Source organism: Pseudomonas sp. PA-1-6B, assembly GCF_021609545.1.
GTDB classification, from domain to species: Bacteria; Pseudomonadota; Gammaproteobacteria; order Pseudomonadales; family Pseudomonadaceae; genus Aquipseudomonas; species Aquipseudomonas fluorescens_BV.
This window is the reverse complement of the sequence record NZ_WJZM01000003.1, coordinates 132012-154630: the sequence shown is the minus strand read 5'-3', so window position 1 is coordinate 154630 and position 22619 is coordinate 132012. Positions and strand designations below refer to the sequence as shown.

Sequence of the window (22619 nt, the reverse complement as noted above, 5' to 3'; positions counted from 1 at the left end):
CCTGGCAGGACCTCGCGAATGGCGCGAAGCGCCGGCTTTACTGGATGATCAGATTGTTGAAGAGCAGGTCTTCGACCATCGGCTTGCCGGTCTCGTCATTCATCACCTGCTGGGTTTGTTTCAGGGCTTCCTGACGCAGCTTTTCCTTGCCTTCGACCGTACTCATGGCCTCGCTAGTCTGCTGGGTAAACAGCGCCACCAACTGGTTGCGGATCAACGGATCGTTGGCCTTGACCGCCGCGGCTGCTTCGGTGCCGGTCACACGCAGGGCGATATCGGCCTTGTACACCTTGAGTTTGGCCGTGCCATCCAGGCCGTAATTGCCCACGAACGGCGGCGTCAGGCTGATGTAGCTGACTTTCGGCGCCTCGCCTTCCTTGGCTTCTTCGGCCTGGGCTGCCATCGGCAACGTCAGGGCCAGCATCAACAGGATCCACGCTTTCACAGTTCATTCCTCGAATTCGGTTGCCCGGTAGCATAACGCTAGCAAGGCTGAGCACAAGCTTATGGGGGCTTATCAGGCGTGGGCATGCTCGTTGACCCACGGGCGTTCCCTCCTACACTTATCGGCCACGACGCCAAAAGGAATAGTCCGATGAAAGCTGTGCTGTGCAAAGCCTTCGGCCCCGCCGAAACCCTGGTGCTGGAAGAGATCGCCAGCCCCGCGATCAAGAAGAACGAAATCCTGTTGGACGTGCATGCGGCCGGGGTGAATTTCCCGGATACGCTGATCATCGAAGGCAAATACCAGTTCAAGCCGCCCTTTCCGTTCTCACCCGGTGGTGAAGCGGCAGGCGTGGTCTGCGAGGTGGGTGAGAAAGTCAGCCACCTGAAAGTCGGTGACCGTGTGATGGCGTTGACCGGCTGGGGCAGCTTTGCCGAGCAGGTCGCGGTGCCCGGCTATAACGTGCTGCCGATCCCGCCGAGCATGGACTTCAACACCGCCGCCGCCTTCAGCATGACCTACGGCACCTCCATGCACGCGCTGAAACAACGCGCCAACCTGCAACCCGGCGAGACCTTGCTGGTGCTTGGTGCGTCCGGCGGCGTGGGCCTGGCCGCCGTGGAGATCGGCAAGGCCATGGGCGCCCGGGTGATTGCCGCCGCCAGCAGCGCCGACAAGCTCGCAGTAGCCAAGGCGGCCGGCGCCGATGAGTTGATCAACTACAGCGAAGCCAGCCTCAAGGATGAGGTCAAGCGCCTGACCGATGGCAATGGCGCCGATGTTATCTACGACCCGGTGGGTGGCGACCTGTTTGACCAGGCCATTCGCTCGATCGCCTGGAATGGGCGGCTGCTGGTGGTGGGGTTCGCCAGTGGGCGTATTCCTGAGCTGCCGGTGAACCTGGCGTTGCTCAAGGGCGCAGCGGTGGTCGGGGTGTTCTGGGGCTCGTTTGCCCAGCGCCAGCCGCAGGATAACGCGGCGAATTTTCAGCAGTTGTTCACGTGGTATGGCGAGGGCAAGTTGAAGCCGTTGGTGTCACAGGTGTATCCGCTGGAACAGGCAGCACAGGCGATCAATGATCTGGGGCAGCGCAAGGCAGTGGGTAAAATAGTTGTCCAAACCCGATAACACACCTGAAATGCAATCCATGTGGGAGCTGGCTTGCCTGCGACAGCGGTGAGTCAGCTGCTACAGATGAAGCTGAAAGACCGTCATCGCAGGCCAGCCAGCTCCCACAGTAGTTACTTCGCGGCCTTAGGACCTAACCACGACCATCACTTATCTATAGGCGACATGTTCGTAAAAGAACATGCAATTGCTCTCGTTTCCTGTGTTTGCAGATAAGAGGCGATGCTATTTTCGGTAACGAAACTGTAACATTCGCATCCGCAGTCAAAACAAGAAATTTGGAGCTCTTGAATGTTTGCTTTCTTTCGACCTGCCGCACACCAGGCGCCCCTGCCTGAAGAAAAAATAGACAGTACCTACCGACGGCTGCGCTGGCAGATCTTCGCGGGTATTTTCTTTGGTTACGCCGGCTACTACCTGCTGCGTAAAAACTTCTCCCTGGCCATGCCCTACCTGATCGACGAGGGTTACACCCGCGGTGAACTGGGCCTGGCGATGTCGGCGATCGCAATCGCCTACGGCTTGTCCAAATTCCTGATGGGCCTGGTGTCAGACCGCTCCAACCCACGCTACTTCCTGCCCTTCGGCCTGCTGGTTTCGGCGGGGGTGATGTTCATTTTCGGTTTCGCGCCTTGGGCAACGTCCAGCGTGACCATGATGTTCATTTTGCTGTTCATCAACGGCTGGGCCCAGGGCATGGGTTGGCCGCCAAGTGGGCGGACCATGGTGCACTGGTGGTCGCAGAAAGAACGCGGCGGCGTGGTGTCCGTATGGAACGTGGCGCATAACGTCGGCGGAGGCTTGATCGGCCCGCTGTTCCTGCTGGGCATGGCGTGGTTCAACGACTGGCATGCGGCGTTCTATGTACCGGCCACCGTGGCCCTGGCGGTGGCGGCGTTTGCCTTCATCACCATGCGCGACACCCCGCAATCGGTGGGCCTGCCGCCTATCGAGCAGTACAAGAACGATTACCCGGAAGGCTACGACGCCAGCCACGAAGACGAATTCAGCGCCAAGGAAATCTTCGTCAAGTACGTGCTGCGCAACAAAATGCTCTGGTACATCGCCTTCGCCAACGTGTTTGTCTATCTGCTGCGCTACGGCGTACTGGACTGGGCGCCGACCTACTTGAAAGAAGCCAAGCACTTCACGGTCGATAAGTCGTCCTGGGCGTACTTCTTCTACGAATGGGCAGGTATTCCGGGCACGCTGCTGTGCGGCTGGATGTCGGACAAGATCTTCCGTGGCAACCGCGGCCTGACCGGTATCGTGTTCATGGCTCTGGTGACAGTGGCCACCCTGGTTTACTGGCTCAACCCGCCGGGCAACCCGATGATCGACATGATTGCGCTGTTCTCCATCGGCTTCCTGATCTACGGCCCGGTGATGCTGATCGGCCTGCAGGCACTGGAACTGGCTCCGAAGAAGGCCGCCGGCACCGCAGCGGGCTTCACCGGTCTGTTCGGTTATCTGGGCGGTTCGGTAGCGGCAAGTGCGGCCATGGGCTACACGGTTGACCATTTCGGCTGGGACGGTGGTTTCGTGCTGCTGATCAGCGCCTGTGTACTGGCGATCGCGTTCCTGATCCCTACGCTGTGGCACACCAACAGCGTCAGCTCGGCGCGTTAATCGCCCGGGCAACCCTTGGCACAACGCTTGAGCCGCGCCTCCAGATTTTTATCTGGCATGGCGTGGCTACGCAGGGCGTTCACGGTCTGCTCGACATAATCGCGAGTGGTACCGTAACGCCCGCAAGCGCTTTGCAGTACATGGTTAAGCACGATATCGGGCAAGTTGCCGGCATAGCTGGGCAAATGCCGCTCCAACACAAACCCCAACGCCTGCACGGTACTGCCATCTTGCAATCGGCAGCTGAGCCAGTGCGGCCGGTAAGAGGGGTAAGGCATCTCGCGTTGCCACAGGGCATACAGCGAGGCCTCCAACTGATCTTCCGGCAAACGGTAGGCGAACCCGCTGCAGGAACCACCGCGATCCAGGCCGAACACCAACCCCGGCAACTCCGGCGTTCCCCGATGCTCATGGGACCACAGGTACAAGCCCCGGTGATAACCGTGGACCCGCGCCCGTACGCGTTCGGTGGATGAACATTCAGGGCGCCAGATCAGCGAACCATAAGCAAATAGCCACACCGGCCCGCCCTTATGCCGTGCCATGGTGGCTTGCATCGAGCTCATTAACTGTTCGTGTGTGAGTTGCGGCCCAAGATCGAGGCGCGGAGGGTAAGCCAATTGCAGAAGATCGGTTTCAATGGCGGTCATGGCGAAATGCGGTGCGCCTCCTGAGTGTTACCAGTTGTGAGCGACTTTACCGTAATAAAACGCAGCGCTGTAACCGTACGGCGAAAAAGTGCCACTGGGCATTAATCAACGCCGCCACTCGTCAGGATCTGGACGGTTAATCCCGCTACTGTCAGCCCCGGTTCAGCCTGGGCGGGCGCCATGCCGTCAAACTAGCGCGCACATAACGACCCACTTAGCCGTTCATTACATCGACTATCGAGGTCGCCCCATGAAAAAATTTCGATTGCCTGGGCTGTTGTTCCTGGCCCAAGCCACCACCGCGCTGGCGGGCGAAACCCCACCCGCCAACGACGACAAAGGCTTCTGGTACGCCCAGACCAGCGTCTACACCCGGCACTTCGCCCCCGACCCCGAGCACAACAACAAACAGGACCTGATCGGCCTGGAACGCAACGAGGCGTCGGGCCTGGTGTATGGCGGGGTGACTTTTCGCAACTCGTTCCGCCAGCGCTCGTACTACGCCTATGCGGGCAAGCGCTATGACATGGCCGAGTATCCGGTGTATGCAAAATTGACCGGCGGGCTGCTTCAGGGCTATCGCGGCGACTACCGCGACAAGATCCCGTTGAACCGATTCGGTGTGGCGCCGGTGATCATTCCGTCGGTGGGCGCGCATTACGGGCCGGTGGCGGCGGAGTTGGTGTTGCTCGGGTTCAACGCGGCAATGGTGACGACTGGCGTGCGCTTCTGACACGACACTGTCCCCTGTGAGAGCTGACTTGCCTGCTCCTACATTATTCAGCGCAAGGCTTCAGGGCCTTGGGGCGTAGGCGAAGACGTCGGCGCGCATCCGGTGCGCATCCATGCCGGCGCTGACCAGTGCGTCCAGCGTGCCGTAGATCATCGCCGGCGAACCGCTGGCGTAGACGTGCACGCTATTGAGGTCGGCAATGTCTTCGCACACTGCCTCATGCAGCAAACCACAGCGCCCTTCCCAACCACACAGGTCGCTGACGACTTTGTGCAGGAACAGGTTGGGCAATTGCAGCCATTGATCCCAATGCTCGATTTCGTAGAAATCATCCGGCAGACGCACGCCCCAATACAGATGCACCGGGTGCTTGAAGCCTGAAGCGCGGCAATGCTCGATCAGGCTGTTCATCTGCGCCATGCCGGTGCCGGCGGCCATCAGTACCAGTGGCCCGTCTGGCAGTTCAGCCAGATGAGTGTCGCCAAACGGCAGCTCGACGCGCGCCATCTGGTTACGCTGCAACTGCTCGATGAGGCTGCGCGCACTGGCTTCCCGTGCCAGTACATGCAACTCCAACTCACGCCCGGCATGGGGCGCCGAGGCCAGGGAAAACGCTGACTTCTCGCCGTTGTCCCGCTCGATCATCAGGTATTGCCCGGCGTGATAACGCACCGCCTTGCCAGCCGGGGCGCGCAGGCGCACACGCCACACATCGCCACCCACTTGCACACACTCGATCAATTGGCACGACAATTTGCGCAACGGCAACTCTCCCGGCGCCAGAACGCCATCCCACAGCACCACACAATCCTCCAGGGGCTCGGCGATACAGGTGTAGAACTCACCATGATCGCGCACTTCCCCGCCTTGGCGTACCCGGCCCTCCACCAGCAACGCCGCGCAGACATGGCACACGCCATTGCGACAGGCTTGAGGGCACTCATAGCCCAGGCGGCGTGCGCCTTCGAGGATTCGCTCGCCAGGAGCCAGCTCCAGCACAGCACCGGAAGGTTGCAGGGTTACACGCATCAATCTATTCCCAATTCTTTCCAGATCGCATCGACCCGCGCAGTGACGGCTTCATCCTTGACGATCACCCGGCCCCACTCACGCGTGGTTTCGCCCGGCCATTTATGCGTGGCATCCAGGCCCATCTTTGAGCCAAGGCCCGATACCGGCGACGCGAAGTCGAGGTAGTCGATGGGCGTGTTGTCGATCATCACCGTATCGCGCTTGGGGTCCATGCGCGTGGTGATGGCCCAGATCACGTCGTTCCAGTCTCGGGCATTGATGTCGTCGTCGGTGACGATAACGAACTTGGTGTACATGAACTGTCGCAAAAACGACCACACACCGAGCATTACCCGCTTGGCATGCCCCGGATACGACTTCTTCATGGTCACGATGGCCATGCGATACGAACAGCCCTCGGGCGGCAGGTAGAAGTCGGTGATTTCCGGGAATTGCTTTTGCAGGATCGGCACGAACACTTCGTTGAGCGCCACGCCGAGGATGGCCGGCTCATCGGGCGGACGACCCGTGTAGGTGCTGTGGTAGATCGGCTTGACCCGATGGGTGATGCGCTCGACGGTGAACACCGGGAAGCTGTCGACTTCGTTGTAGTAACCGGTGTGGTCGCCGTACGGGCCTTCATCGGCCATTTCACCTGGGTGAATCACGCCTTCAAGAATGATTTCGGCGGTGGCCGGCACTTGCAGGTCATTACCGCGGCACTTCACCAGCTCCGTGCGATTACCGCGCAACAAACCGGCGAAAGCGTACTCGGAGAGGCTGTCAGGTACGGGCGTGACTGCGCCGAGGATGGTCGCCGGGTCGGCACCCAGGGCCACGGATACCGGGAACGGCTTGCCGGGATGCTTTTCGCACCACTCACGGAAGTCGAGGGCGCCGCCACGGTGGCTGAGCCAGCGCATGATCACTTTGTTACGGGCAATGACTTGCTGACGGTAGATACCGAGGTTCTGGCGGTCCTTGTTCGGGCCTTTGGTGACGGTCAGGCCCCAGGTGATCAACGGGCCGACGTCGCCGGGCCAGCAGGTTTGCACCGGGAGCATGGCCAGGTCGACATCGTCGCCCTCAATGACCACTTCCTGGCACACCGCGTCTTTGACCACCTTGGGGGCCATGGCAATGATCTTGCGGAAGATCGGCAGCTTGGACCAGGCGTCCTTCAAGCCCTTGGGCGGCTCGGGCTCCTTGAGAAAGGCCAGCAGCTTGCCGATCTCGCGCAGTTCGCTGACGGACTCGGCGCCCATGCCAAAGGCCACGCGCTCGGGAGTGCCGAACAGGTTGCCCAGCACCGGAATATCGAAGCCGGTCGGGTTTTCGAACAACAGCGCCGGGCCCTTGTTGCGCAAGGTGCGGTCGCAAATCTCAGTCATTTCCAGCACCGGAGAAATCGGCATCTGGATACGTTTCAACTCTCCGCGCTGCTCAAGTTGCTGCACGAAATCCCGAAGATCCTTGAATTTCATTAACCATGCCACCCGTAAAATAGGCGTACATCCTACCTGCTCTGAGGGCGGCTGGCAGCTTAATTGGCCGTCAATCCGCGTGATTGCAACGAACTGAACAACGGCTCCAGGAAGGCTTCGATGTGTCGCGCGCCGACGTCTGAAAGGTGGTTATCGTCGGTATACAGCGCTCGGCCATTGAGTTCGACCCGGCATAGACCGTCGGTGCCACACAGCAAAGGTGCAGGGTCCAGCACCGCGACACCGCTGTCGGCCGCCGCCAACTCATCAAACAAGTGCGTGATAAAGGCCTGGCGCTTTACATGCTCGGCCACGGCGAGCCCTTCACCGTCCACGGGGCGGTTCATCATGGCCAGGCGGCTGAGACGGTAAGGTACGATGATTTCCTGCAGCGGCACTTCCTTGACCAGCCAGACCTTGTGCCCGGCAGCGCGCAAGCCCTGGATGCGCTCGCGCAAGCCCTGGGCAAAGCGTTGTTCGGCGACGGCACGCACATACTGGCCGGTGCCCGGGTCTTTGAGCGCATGCTCCTTGTCGCCGGACATTTGCCCGTACACATACAGGCTCCAGCGGGCGGCCAACACCACATCGCTGAAAGTCTGCTCGGACATGGCCTTCTCGACGCGACGATTGAAATGCGCGCAGCGGGCAATATTCTCCAGACCATCGAGGGGAATACAGCCGGCAAAACTGGCTTCGACCAGGCTGATATCGTGGCGATCAGCGCCCTCTTTAAGTGCAGGTATCAGCGCAGTGGCGTGACTGTCGCCCCATACCAGCGCTGAAACAGATTGGCCTTTCGGGCCGAAATGGCAGAACAAGCGTTCATCGGGCGTATCTTTGTCGGCCATGCACGCCAGCAGGTCAGGGCTCCACTTCTTGGCCTGGGCAAAACGCAACGCCTGTTCGGACAAGCGCGAAGGCACGCCGTCAGCTTCGCGTATCGCAAGGCCAGTGAAGCCCAGCCCCAGAATGCCGACCATGGCTGACGCCAGAATCGCCTTACGCGAAGCCAGCAAACGCTTTTCCCGGAACGGCGTTTCCACGAAGCGCCAGGACAGATAGCCCAGCACCAGCGAAAGCAGCATCAGCCCCGCCAGCTCCAGCGCGCTCAAGCCATCTACCGCGGCATAGTTGGCGTACACGAACACCGGCCAGTGCCAGAGGTACCAGGAATAAGAGATCAGCCCGATACCCACCATGATCCGTGTGCCCAACAGGCGAGCGACCCAGGTCTGTTGCTGACCGTTGGCCCAGATCAACCCGACCACCCCCAGCACGGGCAACAACGCGGTCGCACCTGGGAACGGCGTTTTCGCGTCGTAGCCCAGCACAGCGATGAGGATCAATGCCAGGGAAGCCAGGCTGACCCCTTGAGCCAAGGCCGGCGAGGCGCGCCATTCACGCTTGGGCTGCACCGCCAGCATTGCACCGGCCAGTAGTTCCCAGGCCCGCAGGTGCAACAGGAAGAAGGCTTTCTGCGGCTCATGCTGAACCGCCCAGACGCTCATGCCAAACGACACCAACAGTACCGCGAACAATGCCAGGCGCCAGTGCTTCAACCGACTGGAAAGCAACGTCAGCAGCAATGGGAAGAAAATATAGAACTGCTCTTCTACTGCAAGCGACCAGGTATGCAGCAAGGGCTTGATGTCGGATGAGGCATCAAAGTAGCCATGCTGACGCGAGAACAACAGGTTCGACGTAAAGGTCACCTGATAGTGCGCAGACCGCCCTAACTCCTCATAGTCCTTGGGCGCCAACAGAAACCAACCCACTGCCAGTGTCGCGGCGATCATCACAAACAGGGCCGGCAAGATACGCCGGGCTCGACGAGCCCAGAAGTCGATGAAGCTGAAGCGTCCAGCTTGACGCTCACGCCAGATAATTGACGTGATCAGGAAACCTGAGATGACGAAGAAGACGTCAACGCCAACAAAACCGCCAGTAATGCCAGGGACACCAAAGTGGAACAACACGACTGCAAGGACAGCAATGGCACGCAGGCCATCGATGTCTCTGCGGTAAGCAAGGGTGGTCATAAGAATGTGGTCAGTCTGCGACGAAAGGGATGAGCGAAGTCACGCGTCAATTTTTGTTACTTAACGGATACTTATGCCACAAAAATCGCAGAATCTCGACGCAAAAAAAATGGCGCCCCATTAAGGACGCCATTTTTTTGGACCTGAAACGCTGTATTACTTGCGTTTCATCGACAGGAAGAACTCGTCGTTGGTCTTGGTGGTTTTCAGCTTGTCGATCAGAAACTCGATGGCCGCAACTTCGTCCATCGGGTGCAGCAGCTTGCGCAGGATCCACATACGCTGCAGTTCGTCGTCTGCGGTCAGCAACTCTTCGCGGCGGGTGCCGGAGCGGTTGATGTTGATCGCCGGGAACACACGCTTTTCAGCGATGCGGCGGTCCAAAGGCAGTTCCATGTTGCCGGTACCCTTGAACTCTTCGTAGATCACTTCGTCCATCTTCGAGCCGGTTTCAACCAGCGCGGTGGCGATAATGGTCAGCGAGCCGCCTTCTTCGATGTTCCGCGCAGCGCCGAAGAAACGCTTTGGTTTCTCCAGGGCGTGGGCATCGACACCACCGGTCAGCACCTTGCCGGAGCTCGGGATCACGGTGTTGTAGGCACGGGCCAGACGCGTGATGGAATCGAGCAGGATCACCACGTCTTTCTTGTGCTCGACCAGGCGCTTGGCCTTTTCGATCACCATTTCGGCAACCTGCACGTGGCGGGTTGGCGGCTCATCAAACGTCGAGGCAACCACTTCGCCGCGCACGGTGCGCTGCATTTCGGTCACTTCTTCCGGACGCTCATCGATCAACAGCACGATCAGATGAACTTCAGGGTTGTTACGTGCAATGTTCGCGGCGATGTTCTGCAGCATGATGGTCTTGCCGGCTTTCGGCGGTGCGACGATCAGGCCACGCTGGCCTTTGCCGATCGGAGCGCAGAGATCGATCACACGACCGGTCAAGTCTTCGGTGGAGCCGTTACCGGCTTCCATCTTCATGCGCACGGTCGGGAACAGCGGGGTCAGGTTCTCGAAGAGAATCTTGTTTTTCGCGTTCTCTGGGCGGTCGAAGTTGATCGTGTCGACCTTGAGCAGGGCGAAGTAACGCTCGCCTTCCTTCGGAGGACGGATCTTGCCAACGATGGTGTCACCAGTGCGCAAGTTGAAGCGACGGATCTGGCTCGGCGAGACGTAGATATCGTCTGGGCCGGCGAGATAGGACGCGTCTGCAGAGCGGAGGAAGCCGAAGCCGTCCTGGAGGATCTCCAGCACGCCATCACCGGAGATTTCCTCGCCGCTTTTCGCGTGCTTCTTGAGCAGGGAGAAAATCACGTCCTGCTTGCGCGAACGGGCCATATTTTCTATGCCCATTTCTTCGGCCAATTGGAGCAGGTCGGTAATCGGCTTTTGCTTGAGTTCAGTCAGATTCATATAGGAATGACGTAATCATTTATGGAGGGGGGAAATTAAGCTTTTGGCTTAATGAGGCCGCGCCGCAGAGAAGGCGACAGGATCGCGTACTAATCGAAAAGGAATGCGTCGGCGACGGCTTGCAGGGGGCAGTGGAGAAACCACTGCGGGGCCGAATGTACCACCTGGATTTCGGAGCGTCTAGCCCTGCTTTACGAAAAAGCCCCGCTATTTGCGGGGCTTTTTTGACGACGCTTAGATGTTCGCGTCGAGGAAAGCTTGCAACTGGGACTTCGACAGCGCGCCCACTTTAGTCGCTTCAACATTGCCGTTCTTGAACAGCATCAGCGTAGGAATACCACGTACGCCATGCTTGGCCGGAGTTTCCTGGTTGTCGTCGATGTTCAGCTTGGCAACGGTCAGCTTGCCTTCGTAGGTGGTTGCAATGTCGTCCAGGACCGGAGCGATCATTTTGCAAGGGCCGCACCATTCAGCCCAGTAGTCAACCAGCACCGGGCCGGCAGCCTTGAGTACTTCGGCCTCAAAGGTCGCGTCGGTGACGTGCTTGATAAGATCGTTGCTCATGGATGTCTCCGGATTGTAAGCAAAAAAAACGTTGCCCATCATAGCCGCCCTTCCCCTGTTCAGGAAGCCGCGTCTGATTGAGTCTTGCTATGAAGTTGAATGAGTGTGGGTATGACCCCACTCACGACGTAACGGGCGTCACGAACGCAATGCCCGTGCGCAACGCAGCATTACGTATATGTTCCTGCATGGTTTTCTGCGCCGTCGTACTGTTGCGGCGGGCCAGGGCGCGCAGGATCCTGCGATGTTCCTGCCAGGTTTCCATGGCCCGCTCCGGCCGGATGAACGGTAGTTTCTGACTCTCCAAAAACACCTCGGCACTGGCACTGAGGATACTCACCATTGCCTGGTTACCGCTGGCCAGCAGAATGCACTGGTGAAATTCGAAGTCCAGGCGAGCGGCCGCTTCGAAGTCACCCGCCTTGAGCACTCTGTGCATGGCTTCGACATTATCCTCCAGGCTGTCCAGCGCCTCGATGGTCAGTGTCATTGCTGCCAACCCCGCCGCAAACCCCTCCAATGCGTAGCGCAGTTGGAAGATATCCGGCGGCGTAACCTGCGCCGCGAAGGGCCAGGCAAACCCTGGCGCTTCTTGCACGTCCTGCACGAACACGCCCTTGCCCGGCTGCACACTGACCACGCCCAAGGCGCTAAGGGATGACAGCGCCTCACGCAACGAAGCCCGACTCACCCCCAATTGCAGGGCCAGGTCGCGCTGGGACGGTAACGCATCGCCCGGCCCGAAGCCTTGCTCCTTGATCAGTTTGCGGATGGCCTGCAAGGCCGCTTCCGGTACGGCTTGGGCAATGGAATTCATAAAAAGCTCAGGTTCCCGATAGCTGCGTGACCCGTTGTAAAACTATTTATGGTCGGCTGCAAGCCACGCCCCAAAGGGGCTCGCAGCTTTTTGTCAGCGCTCGAAAAGGGTGCGAAAACCCTGGTAACTGTTCAGACCAGTAAGACCTGTGCACCTCAACAAACATCAGCCTTGCAGACGATCCGAACGGTGCTGGCATGGGCTGTGCACTGGGCAAACTCAGAAAATTCCTTCGCCTTTTTCGGAGAGTTGCCATGACCAAGCGCTACAGCGCCCTGCTCACTGCCCTGTTTGCCAGCCTGATGCTGAGCCAGGCACCCGCCCAGGCGAATGGTCTGGATGACATCGTCGCTCGTGGCACCCTGAAGGTTGCCGTCCCCCAGGACTTTCCGCCGTTTGGCTCGGTCGGCCCTGACATGCAACCCCGTGGCCTGGACATCGACACCGCAAAGCTGCTGGCCGACCAACTCAAGGTCAAGCTGGAACTGACCCCGGTGAACAGCACCAACCGCATCCCGTTCCTCACCACCGGCAAGGTCGACCTGGTGATTTCCAGCCTGGGCAAGAACCCCGAGCGCGCAAAGGTCATCGACTTCTCCAACGCCTACGCGCCGTTCTACCTCGCCGTGTTTGGGCCGCCTGACTCCCCCATCACCAGCCTCGACGACCTCAAGGGCAAGACCATTAGCGTGACCCGTGGCGCCATCGAGGACATCGAGCTGACAGCGGTAGCGCCCAAGGAAGCCACGATCAAGCGCTTTGAAGACAACAATTCCACCATCGCCGCCTACCTGGCCGGCCAGGTCGACCTGATCGCCAGCGGCAACGTGGTCATGGTGGCCATCAGCGAACGCAACCCCAAACGCGTACCCGCGCTGAAGGTGAAGCTCAAGGACTCGCCGGTGTACGTGGGCGTGAACAAGAACGAGCCGGCGCTGTTGGAAAAGGTCAACCAGATCCTGGTCGCGGCCAAGGCTGACGGTAGCCTGGAGAAAAACGCCATGCAGTGGCTCAAAGAACCGCTGCCTGCCGACCTCTGACGCGGAGCTCAACGATGGCCTATCAATTCGACTTTGTGCCGGTGCTGGCCAATACCGATCTGCTCCTGCGTGGCGCGCTGTTCACCCTTGAGCTGACGGCCATTGGCGCCCTCCTCGGCGTGGCACTGGGAACCGTCGGCGCCGTGGTAAGGGCGTGGAAGATCCAGCCGTTCGCGTGGCTCTTTGGTGTGTATGTCGAGTTGATCCGCAACACGCCGTTCCTGGTGCAACTGTTCTTTATCTTCTTCGGTCTGCCGTCCCTGGGGTTGAAAATCACTGAATGGCAAGCCGCCGTGCTGGCGATGGTGATCAACCTGGGGGCATACTCCACCGAGATCATCCGTGCGGGCATCCAGGCCATCCCTCGAGGGCAACTGGAGGCGGCCGCGGCGCTGGCAATGACGCGCTTTGAAGCGTTTCGCCATGTGGTGCTGCTGCCGGCCCTGGGCAAGGTGTGGCCAGCCCTGAGCAGCCAGATCATCATCGTGATGCTCGGCTCGGCGGTGTGTTCGCAGATCGCGACTGAAGAGCTGAGCTTTGCCGCCAACTTTATCCAGTCGCGTAATTTCCGTGCCTTTGAAACCTATGCCCTGACCACCCTGGTGTACCTGTGCATGGCGCTGATGATTCGCCAGTTGCTCAACTGGATCGGCCGACGGTTTGTCATGAGGAACAGCCGATGAGTGATTTTTCGTTCTGGGACATCGTGCGCAACCTGCTTACCGGCCTGCAATGGACGCTGCTGCTGTCGCTAGTGGCGTTTGTGGGCGGCGGCCTGATCGGCTTACTGGTGATGACCCTGCGCATCAGCCGCAAAGCGTTCCCACGCAACATTGCCCGCACCTATATCGAACTGTTCCAGGGCACGCCACTGCTGATGCAGCTGTTCCTGGTGTTTTTCGGCGTTGCCCTGCTCGGCGTGGACATATCGCCCTGGCTGGCAGCGGCGATTGCGTTGACCCTGTTTACCAGCGCTTACCTGGCTGAAATATGGCGCGGCTGCGTCGACTCAATTGCCCACGGCCAATGGGAAGCCTCGGCCAGCCTGGCCCTCAACCCGCTTGAACAACTGCGCTACGTGATCTTGCCCCAGGCGCTACGTATTGCTGTCGCGCCGACAGTGGGCTTCTCGGTGCAGGTGGTCAAAGGCACCGCCGTGACCTCGATCATCGGCTTCACCGAACTGACCAAGACGGGCGGCATGCTCGCCAACGCCACCTTCGAACCCTTCATGGTCTATGGCCTGGTGGCCCTCGGTTACTTCCTGCTTTGCTACCCCTTGTCCCTCAGTGCGCGCTACCTGGAAAGGAGACTGCATGCCTCTGCTTAGAATTTCCGCCCTGCATAAGTATTACGGCGATCACCACGTGCTCAAGGGCATCGACCTGACGGTGGACGAAGGCCAGGTGGTGGCAATCATCGGCCGCAGCGGCTCGGGCAAGTCCACCTTGCTGCGCACCCTCAATGGTCTGGAGTCGATCAACGACGGCGTCATCGAAGTCGATGGTGAATACCTCGACGCGGCCCGCGCCGACCTGCGCAGCCTGCGGCAGAAGGTCGGCATGGTGTTCCAGCAATTCAATCTATTCCCGCACCTGACCGTGGGCGAGAACGTGATGCTGGCGCCGCAAGTGGTGCAGAAAGTGCCAAAGGCCAAAGCGGTGCAGTTGGCAAAGCAGATGCTGGAACGGGTAGGCCTGGGCGAGAAGTTCGACGCTTTCCCTGATCGACTGTCCGGTGGCCAGCAACAGCGAGTCGCCATTGCCCGCGCACTGGCCATGTCACCCAAAGTGCTGCTGTGCGATGAAATCACATCGGCCCTGGACCCGGAGCTGGTCAATGAAGTGCTCAGCGTGGTGCGCCAACTGGCTAAAGACGGCATGACCCTGATCATGGTGACCCACGAAATGCGTTTTGCCCGGGAGGTTGGGGATAAGCTGGTGTTCATGCACCAGGGTAAGGTGCATGAAGTGGGCGATCCGAAAGTGCTGTTTGCACATCCGCAATCTGCCGAGCTGGCAAACTTCATCGGCAGCCATGGATCACCTGCCTGAGGACTCAGCCACCGGACACCAGCTCGAAACGCCCATTGCCCTCGTATGTGGTTTTATTGCCAACAGCAGTGGCTGCGCTCGATAGCCAGGTGTCTACTTGCACCTGCGCCGAAAAAGCGTGGCCTCTGGCAGGAGCTCCGCCGACCAGCACTACCAGAGATTGGCCTGGGCGTAGCTGGGCGTCCCGTTCGGTAGGGTTGTGCCATTGCGCTAACTCGATGGGTTTACCGTCGAGTTGAGGATGCTGAAGCGTCAGGTTGAAAAAACCCTGGCGGCCAAACCTGTAGCCAGTCTCATTGGCCGGCACGCCTTGAAAACGTAGCGCAATCACCGCAGCCTCCACGCAGATCACGTTCAGACGTACCATACGCTTTCCCAGCGAAGCACCCCGATTTTCGAGCTGTTCGCCTGGGCGAAGCAGGCCGTAATCGATGATGGGCTGGCTCAGGGACAGGCGGCAGTTCGCAGCACTTGCCGGCGCTGCCAGTAAAAGGCAGCTCAACAACAGCCCCAAGCCTTTGAGGCACCCGATACGCCACTCGTTCATGCGGGCCATCTCACCGACAGACCGCCGAAGCGGTTTCGTAGAATTTGCCATTATAGGTTTGCTCCGGAAGGTCGAGTTGCAGCGCGCAGGATACTGTGCTGGAAGAGACTTTAAGGGCCTGGGGCGCGTCGACGTTGCTGAGAAAAATCATCCCATCCCCAACCACCGTGGTCAGCAATGCATTTTCTGGCCCCAGCACGGCAGCGCCCTGAGGCAATGGTTTGCCGTGTATATCCGTAGCGCGCAGCAGTACCCGGCGCACATTGATTACTTCGAAATCGACCCTGTTGAAGGACCCACGACCCGCTTCCAGAACCTTGGTACCGTTCTTGATATCCATCTGGCGAGGTAGGCTTTTGCCTTCCAACTCCAACACACTCGACTGATAAGCCGGCAAACTGGCGATCACAGCCTTGCCCCACGGGTCGGTCCACACCGGCCCTTGAGGTGTGGTAAGACGAGCACCGGCAACCTCGCCCACCGAGACCACGCCAAACGTGTCCTCAACCCGATACGGCGACAATGTGAAACCTTCAGAATGGGCGACCACCGCCCCTTGCAATTGCCCGGAGTAACTGGTGCTGGACGAGTCACGATTCAGCCCCAGCCCCACTTGCGCGTAACGAGAAGACGCGTTGAGCGTGCCGCCCAGGGTGTGCTCACGATGCCCTGCGAAGTCTCTGTCGCTGCGTATCTGGTAGTTCAGCGTCTCGTCGACACGCTCATCATAGGCAGTGCCGATACTGGAGCGCTCTCCCTGACGCCGAGCGAATGCGCTGAGGCTCCGATCACGGCCCAAGGGAACACTGACCTGCAGTCGAATACCCAGTCCGTCATCGTTCCGGTCATCGGCACTGTTGGACTGGCCAATCTGAGAGTCCACGGTCACACCGACGCTGGCATATCTGAAGCTCTTGTTCCACGTGCCGTAGATATTCTGGGTAATCCGGCTCTTGAAATCGGCCCCCCGGTTATAACCGATTGAGAAGCCACCCAACTGAGGGTCCGCCCAACTGAATCCTACGGTGTAGTGGTTCTTGAATCGCGAGCCATCCACATCGTTTACATGAGGCGTCACTGTATCGATGACGTCACGATAGCCCGGTGTCTGCGCAGTGGCACTCAAGGACATCTGTACATTCGCAGGCAGGCCGACGCTCACAGACACACTGTTGCGCGCGCCTTGTACGTTTGTTGAATGATCCCGGGACAAGTTGTTACGCACCCCCAGAGAAAAGCGCTGGGAAAAGCTGCTGTCCAGGGCAAGCCCTACCGCATTGTAGCTATCGGTACTTTGTACCCCTGCGCTGACCGCGCTGTCCTTGCCCACAGCCCACGTACCACTGGCCATGGCCAGCAGGGGCTCTTTGGCCCCTCTCCCCTCCACCTCGCGGACCTTGCCCAAAGAAGCTGTATATCCAGACTTCACGGGGACCACTGCGCGGAACGTAGCAGCCGGCACGACAAAACTGCGCTGCCCGCCCTGAGTCTCTATCACCGTGACCTGAAGGTCGCTGGTGCCGTTGAGCAAGGGCAGATTGGTCAGCGTAAAAGGCCCCTCAGGAACGACCGTGGTATAGATCAACGCGCCGGATTGCCGTACTTCCACCCGTGATTGGCTCAGGGCTCGCCCCTCGACTACCACGCCATTGTGACTGCCACCACTTTCAATACCATCGGGGAAAATCTGCGCGCCCGTCAGTTGTACTCCCCCAAACACCGGGTTATTGCTCGATATCTGACCGACCTGGAAGGTCGAAGCCAAAGGCAAGAAATCCCGTTGTGCATAGGCGAAAAGGTGTTCGGCCGTTGTGCGGCGATCGTTGGAAATATAAAGCTGGCGGCTGCGGGCAATCCAATCACCAAAATTGAAGCCCACCTCTGTGGAGGCTGAAAGATACCGATAGGTATCCGCCCTGGAATGACTGTTGATTGCCTGGACGTCGTAATTGAGTAGCGCTGCCGTGCCTCCGCGCGCATAGCTGCCGGAGTCTCGCTGAACGTCTCGCAGCGCTTGCGTAGGCACCACCAACGACACCTCTTCGTTGCCAGGGCGCAATGTCGTTACTGTCTCAGGGTATTCGGCTTTGAAGTCATGACAGGCTTGCTCGGGGGGGACACTTTTGTCGATCACCGAGGAAGGTACCCGCAAGCTGCCACGATCAAGCAAACTACGGGTAAAGCATAGCTCACCTTCTTTATCGAACCGAGCATCCGTCAAGCCTATCCGCTCACCGTTGACGTGCAGGTCCACGACCCTCACACCCTCACTGAAACGTGGCGCATGACGAAAATAGTGGGCAACCGAAGGGCTGATACCCCGCGCCTGCAGCGTTTCCAAGTCGAACCCGGAAATGCTCGATACACGGGCGGCAGAAGCATCCGTGACCACCACCGCCATCATTGCCATGCACACCGACAGGCTCAGCCCGCTTCGCCTGAAAAGCGCCTCACGCTTTTGTACATGATTCAAGTCGTCGGGAACTGCACCGAAATTGCCATTGGTTGTGTTCATGAACGGTCACGGCGCATTCGTGATGAGCAGCGCATCGTAGCTATCGACAGCGAAGCCGTAGACGGTCGCGGGTTCAAGGGTGACCGAGGTCGCACCGGGTACAGGCTTGTCCAAGGCCACCTGCAACACTTCGCCAGGCAGCACGTAGGTACGAGCAAGGCTGGCCGTCACTCGTTGCGGATTAAGACGGACGTCTGCCGCCAAGCGAACTACGTAGGGGCTGTCGTTGCGCACACTCAAGACGTTGGCCTGAAGATGCCAGGTCAGTAGTTCCCAAGGCGCATCGTTCTTTGGCAAGCCTTTGGGATGCAGGATCAGTGGAAGGTTCTGCCGAAGGCTGATACCAATGGTCGCACCGGAACCAGGTTGTGCCTGAGGAATTCCTTCGAAGGACACACGCTTCAGGCGCTGGGTCTTGAGTGGTTCGGTGCCTATTGAAAGAAACCGCACCATCTGACGCTCTCCTGCATCCACGCGTGTGACCGGTGGGGTGACAACAATCAGTTGCTCGGTATCTTCCGGGACGTCCTCGATAACCGAGTGCAGCAGTGCCGGACTGCTATCCGTGTTGGTGACGTTAATGCTGACTTCACCTTCTGCCTCATGTAGCACAATGACGGTGGTATCAGGACGCATACCGTCGGCGAACAGCACCGCCGGCAAGAAAAAACCTATTAACAAGCATGATTTAAGAAATCTTTTAACCATCACTTCACTACCCACTTGTGCGCACAGGCTTTGCGAAAGAAATATTGGCCGACACAAAGCCCGCTTAATAAAGCGTGGCTCTGCTCGGCCCCTTTCCGCACCTAGTTATAGATAGCGCAGCTCTAAAGTAGCCTGACCGTCCAGATTAATCTGATTACTCATATTTAACTCTGATGTTTTATTGATAACAGGCAACACTTCAATTTGGCCTGCCACCGTATTAACCTTGATAGGTGCGTAGACATTGCCTGCCCGCCAAGCCGTAAGGTTGGAGGTATGGCCGACGGCTTGGGTGCTATTCGTATGCCAATATCCGCCATTATTCTCGGAACCAACAATCCCCACCGCTACACCGTCCGCCACAGAATTACGTAGGTGGATCAGATACCCACCAATCTTTTGCCCTTGGGACGTAGCACCCAATCCGAAGTTATAAGTATCTTTATAATTACTGCCAAAAAGACTGAGCATCATGCCGGGAATTCGAGAGCTTGCACGATTGTCCGACGCCCTGATCGCCACCGTTGTCTTGACATTGCTGGCACACTTGATCGAATAAGGCGTTGTCTTTTTAGCCAACTGTGTATAACGCGTCGGACTCAGGGAATTCGGGTCAATCCTTCCGTAGTCAAAAACCGAATTGGTTATCGTGAAACTGCAGCTGACGGGGGCAATCGTTCCTTTCACACTCAGGTCAGCAGCTTGAGCATGAAAACCAAGGGACGCCAAGCACGCGACACTCATTACAAACATCGTCTTATTCATTTTTAGCACTCTCAACATAACGATAAATATCAGATCAAACCCGATGACTATTAGGCCTGCACTATCACCCACACACCGATGCGAATTATCTGATCAAGGAAGTACGAATAGGAGCCTAGAGGTAACGAAGCTCCAAGGTTGCGTGACCGTCCAACTCGATTTTACTGCCCACATCGAGCGCGGACTTTTTATTAATAAAGGTGATAATCTGAATATTCCCCGATACCGAATTAACCTTAAGTGGTGTTTGCGCTCCTGAACCACCCCACCAGGCAATGACATCGCCGCCTTGACCCAACGCATTGCTTCGATAGTTCGTCCATGTATTGCCATTGTCTGCGGAAGTCAATGTACGGACGGTTCGCCCATCAGCAATAGAGTTTTGAACATGTACGGCATAACCCCCTATTTTTTGCCCTTTGGACGACACACCCAATCCATAGTTGTAGTTATCAGTGTAGCCTTGGTCTATTGAGCTAACGATACCTGGCACTTTGCTGGATGAACGATTATCCACTGCCTTGAGCCCAACCGCAGTGAGTGCAGTTCCCTCGCATTTAACAGCGAACGGCGTAGACTTCGCCGTCAAACGCGTATACTGAGTTTCGCTTAGGCTCGACGGCCGGATATCACCATAATCGAAAACAGCATTAGTCATTGTAAAACTGCAACTGGCAGGAACAATGGCCCCCTTTACGCGCAACTCTGAGGCCTGAGCACTCAGACTAGCCACCGAAAGCACCACACCTGCCACCAAAACAAACTTTACTTTCATGATCTTACATCCTGCATAGACATAGAAATGGATTCGCTAGCAAAAACCAATATCGCTCATCACTAAAACTGCCGACACAACAACTATCGGAAATAGCACAGCTCTAGCGCAGGCTGCTTGCCATCGAATTCATAGTGTTAAACTGCAACGGGCGGGGCCATTAATACCCTTCACTCGTAGATTGGCTGCTTCGACGCTTAAATCTACAGCAGCCAGAAGCAGTCCCGCCGGCACTGACACTTTGCTCTTCATCTGAGCACCTTAATTTCCTGAACATGTAAAAACAGCACCTATAGTCAGCGATGTGAGGTGTTCACTTGTTGAACCCCACACGCACAACTACCCCCTTGCACAAGCCCTGAGCGACAAATAATTACCGCCACGGCTTAATTGCCGACCGGCAGTATCGGCGCCACACATAAATAATTAAGCCGGAAAAATACCTCAATCAACGTAAGACAGCTCTGCGAAAACGGCTCACATTTAGATTGTTTACTGTAGGAGCAAACACAAAAAACCAAGACAAATATGCATACACATGTAGGACTAAGTTGACCATCCAGAAATTACGCACACTGCAAGTTATGAACTACAGCGACTCCTGACCCAATAACACAGCTATCGCAACCACCTCCTACAAGCGGCATTCACAATTTCTGATGAGTGATTGGGGAAAATTCCTCTGGCACTACGCGTTGGCGCCAGCCGTCGATCGTGGCACGATGGCAAGGTTATCGACCGAGACCCCCAAACCATGCCGCAATCCCAAGCCAAGAATCTGTCCTTGATCGCCGCCATCGACCTGGGCTCCAACAGCTTTCATATGGTCGTGGCCAAGGCCCAGAACGGCGAGATCCGCATCCTTGAGCGGCTCGGCGAGAAGGTGCAACTGGCCGCCGGGATCGACGACGAGCGCAAGCTCAATGAAGAATCCATGCAGCGCGGGCTCGATTGCCTCAAGCGTTTCGCGCAACTGATCAACGGCATGCCCCCTGGCGCGGTGCGTATCGTTGGTACCAACGCCTTGCGCGAAGCGCGCAACCGCAACGAATTCATCCATCGCGCCGAGGAAATCCTCGGGCATCCGGTGGAAGTCATCTCGGGCCGTGAAGAGGCACGCCTGATCTACCTCGGCGTGTCCCACACCCTGGCCGACACGCCCGGCAAACGCCTGGTGGCGGACATTGGCGGTGGCAGCACCGAGTTCATCATCGGCCAGCGTTTCGAACCGCTACTGCGTGAAAGCCTGCAGATGGGATGCGTGAGCTTCACCCAGCGTTATTTCAAGGATGGCAAGATCACCCCGGCGCGTTATGCCCAGGCCTACACCGCAGCGCGCCTGGAAATCATGAGCATTGAACATGCCTTGCACCGCCTGACCTGGGATGAAGCCATCGGCTCGTCCGGCACCATCCGTGCCATTGGCCTGGCCTTGAAGGCCGGTGGCCATGGCACCGGTGAGGTGAACGCCGAAGGCCTGGCGTGGCTCAAGCGCAAGCTGTTCAAGCTGGGGGATGCAGAGAAAATCGACTTCGACGGCATCAAGCCCGACCGTCGCGCCATTTTCCCTGCGGGCCTGGCGATTCTCGAAGCCATCTTTGACGCCCTCGAACTGCAACGCATGGACCACTGTGACGGCGCCCTGCGCGAAGGTGTGCTCTACGACCTGCTGGGCCGGCACCACCATGAAGACGTGCGAGAGCGCACCCTCAGCTCGCTGATGGAGCGTTATCACGTCGACCTGGAGCAAGCCGCCCGCGTCGAGCGCAAAGCCTTGCACGCCTTCGACCAGGTGGCCGAGGACTGGGACCTGGAGGACGGCGTCTGGCGCGAGTTACTCGGCTGGGCAGCCAAGGTGCATGAAGTCGGCCTGGACATCGCCCACTACCATTATCACAAGCACGGCGCGTACCTGATCGAACACTCGGACCTGGCCGGTTTCTCCCGGGAAGACCAACAGATGCTCGCGCTGCTGGTACGCGGCCATCGTCGCAATATTCCCAAGGACAAGTTTGCCGAGTTCGGTAAAGACGGCATCAAGCTGATCCGCCTGTGTGCGCTGCTGCGCTTTGCAATCCTGTTCCACCACATCCGCGGCACCCAGGAAATGCCCCAGGTCAAACTGCACGCCGATGGCGATAGCCTGGAAGTGATGTTCCCCAAAGGCTGGCTGGATGAAAACCAGCTGACCCAGGCGGACTTCGCCCAGGAAGCGGAATGGCTGACGCGGGTAGGGTTCAGCCTGAACCTGCGCTAAGCAAATCTAAAAGCATTCTGCAAAACAAATGTGGGAGCG

The 22619-nt window shown here is 58.2% G+C and carries 21 protein-coding genes; 8 read left to right on the top strand and 13 right to left on the bottom strand.

Going from position 1 to position 22619, the window contains the following annotated elements:
- Positions 1-37: 37 nt before the first annotated feature.
- Complete coding sequence (locus GIV35_RS03230; RefSeq protein WP_198715833.1) at positions 38-445, bottom strand: flagellar basal body-associated protein FliL; 408 nt, start codon at positions 443-445, stop codon at positions 38-40.
- A 150-nt stretch (positions 446-595) separates the two neighbouring features.
- Between GIV35_RS03230 and GIV35_RS03225 the strand changes: the two genes are divergently transcribed.
- Positions 596-1573, top strand: a complete 978-nt coding sequence (locus tag GIV35_RS03225) for an NADPH:quinone oxidoreductase family protein (RefSeq protein WP_236264310.1) — start codon at positions 596-598, stop codon at positions 1571-1573.
- Positions 1574-1864: 291 nt separating this feature from the next.
- Complete coding sequence (gene glpT, locus GIV35_RS03220) at positions 1865-3202, top strand: glycerol-3-phosphate transporter (RefSeq protein WP_014720415.1); 1338 nt, start codon at positions 1865-1867, stop codon at positions 3200-3202.
- On the opposite strand, the gene GIV35_RS03215 is transcribed toward glpT, so the two are convergent.
- Positions 3199-3852 carry a gamma-glutamylcyclotransferase gene (locus tag GIV35_RS03215; RefSeq protein WP_054895996.1) on the bottom strand — a complete coding sequence of 218 codons (654 nt, stop codon included), beginning with the start codon at positions 3850-3852 and terminating at the stop codon, positions 3199-3201. The two genes, glpT and GIV35_RS03215, sit on opposite strands and share 4 nt — an antisense overlap.
- Before the next feature lie 250 nt (positions 3853-4102).
- Between GIV35_RS03215 and GIV35_RS03210 the strand changes: the two genes are divergently transcribed.
- Positions 4103-4585, top strand: a complete 483-nt coding sequence (locus GIV35_RS03210) for a sn-glycerol-3-phosphate transporter (RefSeq protein WP_105228922.1) — start codon at positions 4103-4105, stop codon at positions 4583-4585.
- Positions 4586-4645: 60 nt separating this feature from the next.
- Here GIV35_RS03210 and GIV35_RS03205 read toward each other — a convergent pair whose 3' ends face one another.
- From GIV35_RS03205 to GIV35_RS03180, 6 genes are all read right to left on the bottom strand, one after another.
- Positions 4646-5614, bottom strand: coding sequence for a CDP-6-deoxy-delta-3,4-glucoseen reductase (locus tag GIV35_RS03205; protein ID WP_213152890.1), 969 nt, complete (start codon positions 5612-5614; stop codon positions 4646-4648).
- Complete coding sequence (gene ubiD / locus GIV35_RS03200; protein ID WP_105228924.1) at positions 5614-7080, bottom strand: 4-hydroxy-3-polyprenylbenzoate decarboxylase; 1467 nt, start codon at positions 7078-7080, stop codon at positions 5614-5616. The genes GIV35_RS03205 and ubiD overlap by 1 nt, the downstream gene beginning before the upstream one ends.
- A 59-nt stretch (positions 7081-7139) precedes the next feature.
- A complete protein-coding gene (locus tag GIV35_RS03195; protein ID WP_198715836.1) occupies positions 7140-9122 on the bottom strand; it encodes an acyltransferase family protein in 1983 nt (660 codons plus the stop codon).
- A 156-nt stretch (positions 9123-9278) separates the two neighbouring features.
- Positions 9279-10538 (bottom strand): transcription termination factor Rho, encoded by a 1260-nt coding sequence (gene rho, locus GIV35_RS03190; protein ID WP_003176825.1) that lies wholly within the window; start codon positions 10536-10538, stop codon positions 9279-9281.
- Positions 10539-10772: 234 nt separating this feature from the next.
- Complete coding sequence (gene trxA / locus GIV35_RS03185; RefSeq protein WP_034129019.1) at positions 10773-11102, bottom strand: thioredoxin TrxA; 330 nt, start codon at positions 11100-11102, stop codon at positions 10773-10775.
- 121 nt (positions 11103-11223) lie between these two features.
- Positions 11224-11919, bottom strand: coding sequence for a FadR/GntR family transcriptional regulator (locus GIV35_RS03180; RefSeq protein WP_105228926.1), 696 nt, complete (start codon positions 11917-11919; stop codon positions 11224-11226).
- Between the two features lie 254 nt (positions 11920-12173).
- Between GIV35_RS03180 and GIV35_RS03175 the strand changes: the two genes are divergently transcribed.
- The 4 genes from GIV35_RS03175 to GIV35_RS03160 are packed head-to-tail and all read left to right on the top strand — an operon-like array spanning position 12174 to position 15013.
- A complete protein-coding gene (locus GIV35_RS03175) occupies positions 12174-12959 on the top strand; it encodes a transporter substrate-binding domain-containing protein (RefSeq protein WP_223022899.1) in 786 nt (261 codons plus the stop codon).
- Between the two features lie 14 nt (positions 12960-12973).
- The gene (locus GIV35_RS03170; RefSeq protein WP_054896001.1) at positions 12974-13642 is read left to right on the top strand and encodes an amino acid ABC transporter permease; all 669 of its coding nucleotides are present in this window, start codon (positions 12974-12976) and stop codon (positions 13640-13642) included.
- On the top strand, positions 13639-14289 hold the full coding sequence (locus tag GIV35_RS03165) for an amino acid ABC transporter permease (RefSeq protein ID WP_073526089.1): 651 nt from the start codon (positions 13639-13641) through the stop codon (positions 14287-14289). Before GIV35_RS03170 ends, GIV35_RS03165 begins: the two co-directional genes overlap by 4 nt.
- The gene (locus GIV35_RS03160) at positions 14276-15013 is read left to right on the top strand and encodes an amino acid ABC transporter ATP-binding protein (protein WP_034129024.1); all 738 of its coding nucleotides are present in this window, start codon (positions 14276-14278) and stop codon (positions 15011-15013) included. The genes GIV35_RS03165 and GIV35_RS03160 overlap by 14 nt, the downstream gene beginning before the upstream one ends.
- A gap of 4 nt (positions 15014-15017) precedes the next feature.
- Here GIV35_RS03160 and GIV35_RS03155 read toward each other — a convergent pair whose 3' ends face one another.
- The 5 genes from GIV35_RS03155 to GIV35_RS03135 form a co-directional block, all read right to left on the bottom strand.
- A complete protein-coding gene (locus GIV35_RS03155; protein WP_230960007.1) occupies positions 15018-15380 on the bottom strand; it encodes a hypothetical protein in 363 nt (120 codons plus the stop codon).
- Positions 15381-15570: 190 nt separating this feature from the next.
- On the bottom strand, positions 15571-18075 hold the full coding sequence (locus tag GIV35_RS03150) for a fimbria/pilus outer membrane usher protein (protein ID WP_268939831.1): 2505 nt from the start codon (positions 18073-18075) through the stop codon (positions 15571-15573).
- Positions 18076-18081: 6 nt separating this feature from the next.
- Positions 18082-18783, bottom strand: a complete 702-nt coding sequence (locus GIV35_RS03145) for a fimbria/pilus chaperone family protein (protein ID WP_081095710.1) — start codon at positions 18781-18783, stop codon at positions 18082-18084.
- Positions 18784-18888: 105 nt separating this feature from the next.
- Positions 18889-19548 (bottom strand): DUF1120 domain-containing protein, encoded by a 660-nt coding sequence (locus GIV35_RS03140; protein WP_236264312.1) that lies wholly within the window; start codon positions 19546-19548, stop codon positions 18889-18891.
- A gap of 115 nt (positions 19549-19663) precedes the next feature.
- Positions 19664-20323 carry a DUF1120 domain-containing protein gene (locus tag GIV35_RS03135; protein ID WP_213152887.1) on the bottom strand — a complete coding sequence of 220 codons (660 nt, stop codon included), beginning with the start codon at positions 20321-20323 and terminating at the stop codon, positions 19664-19666.
- Positions 20324-21077: 754 nt separating this feature from the next.
- Here GIV35_RS03135 and ppx point away from each other — a divergent pair.
- Positions 21078-22580 carry an exopolyphosphatase gene (ppx, locus tag GIV35_RS03130; RefSeq protein WP_003195352.1) on the top strand — a complete coding sequence of 501 codons (1503 nt, stop codon included), beginning with the start codon at positions 21078-21080 and terminating at the stop codon, positions 22578-22580.
- Positions 22581-22619 lie beyond the last annotated feature (39 nt).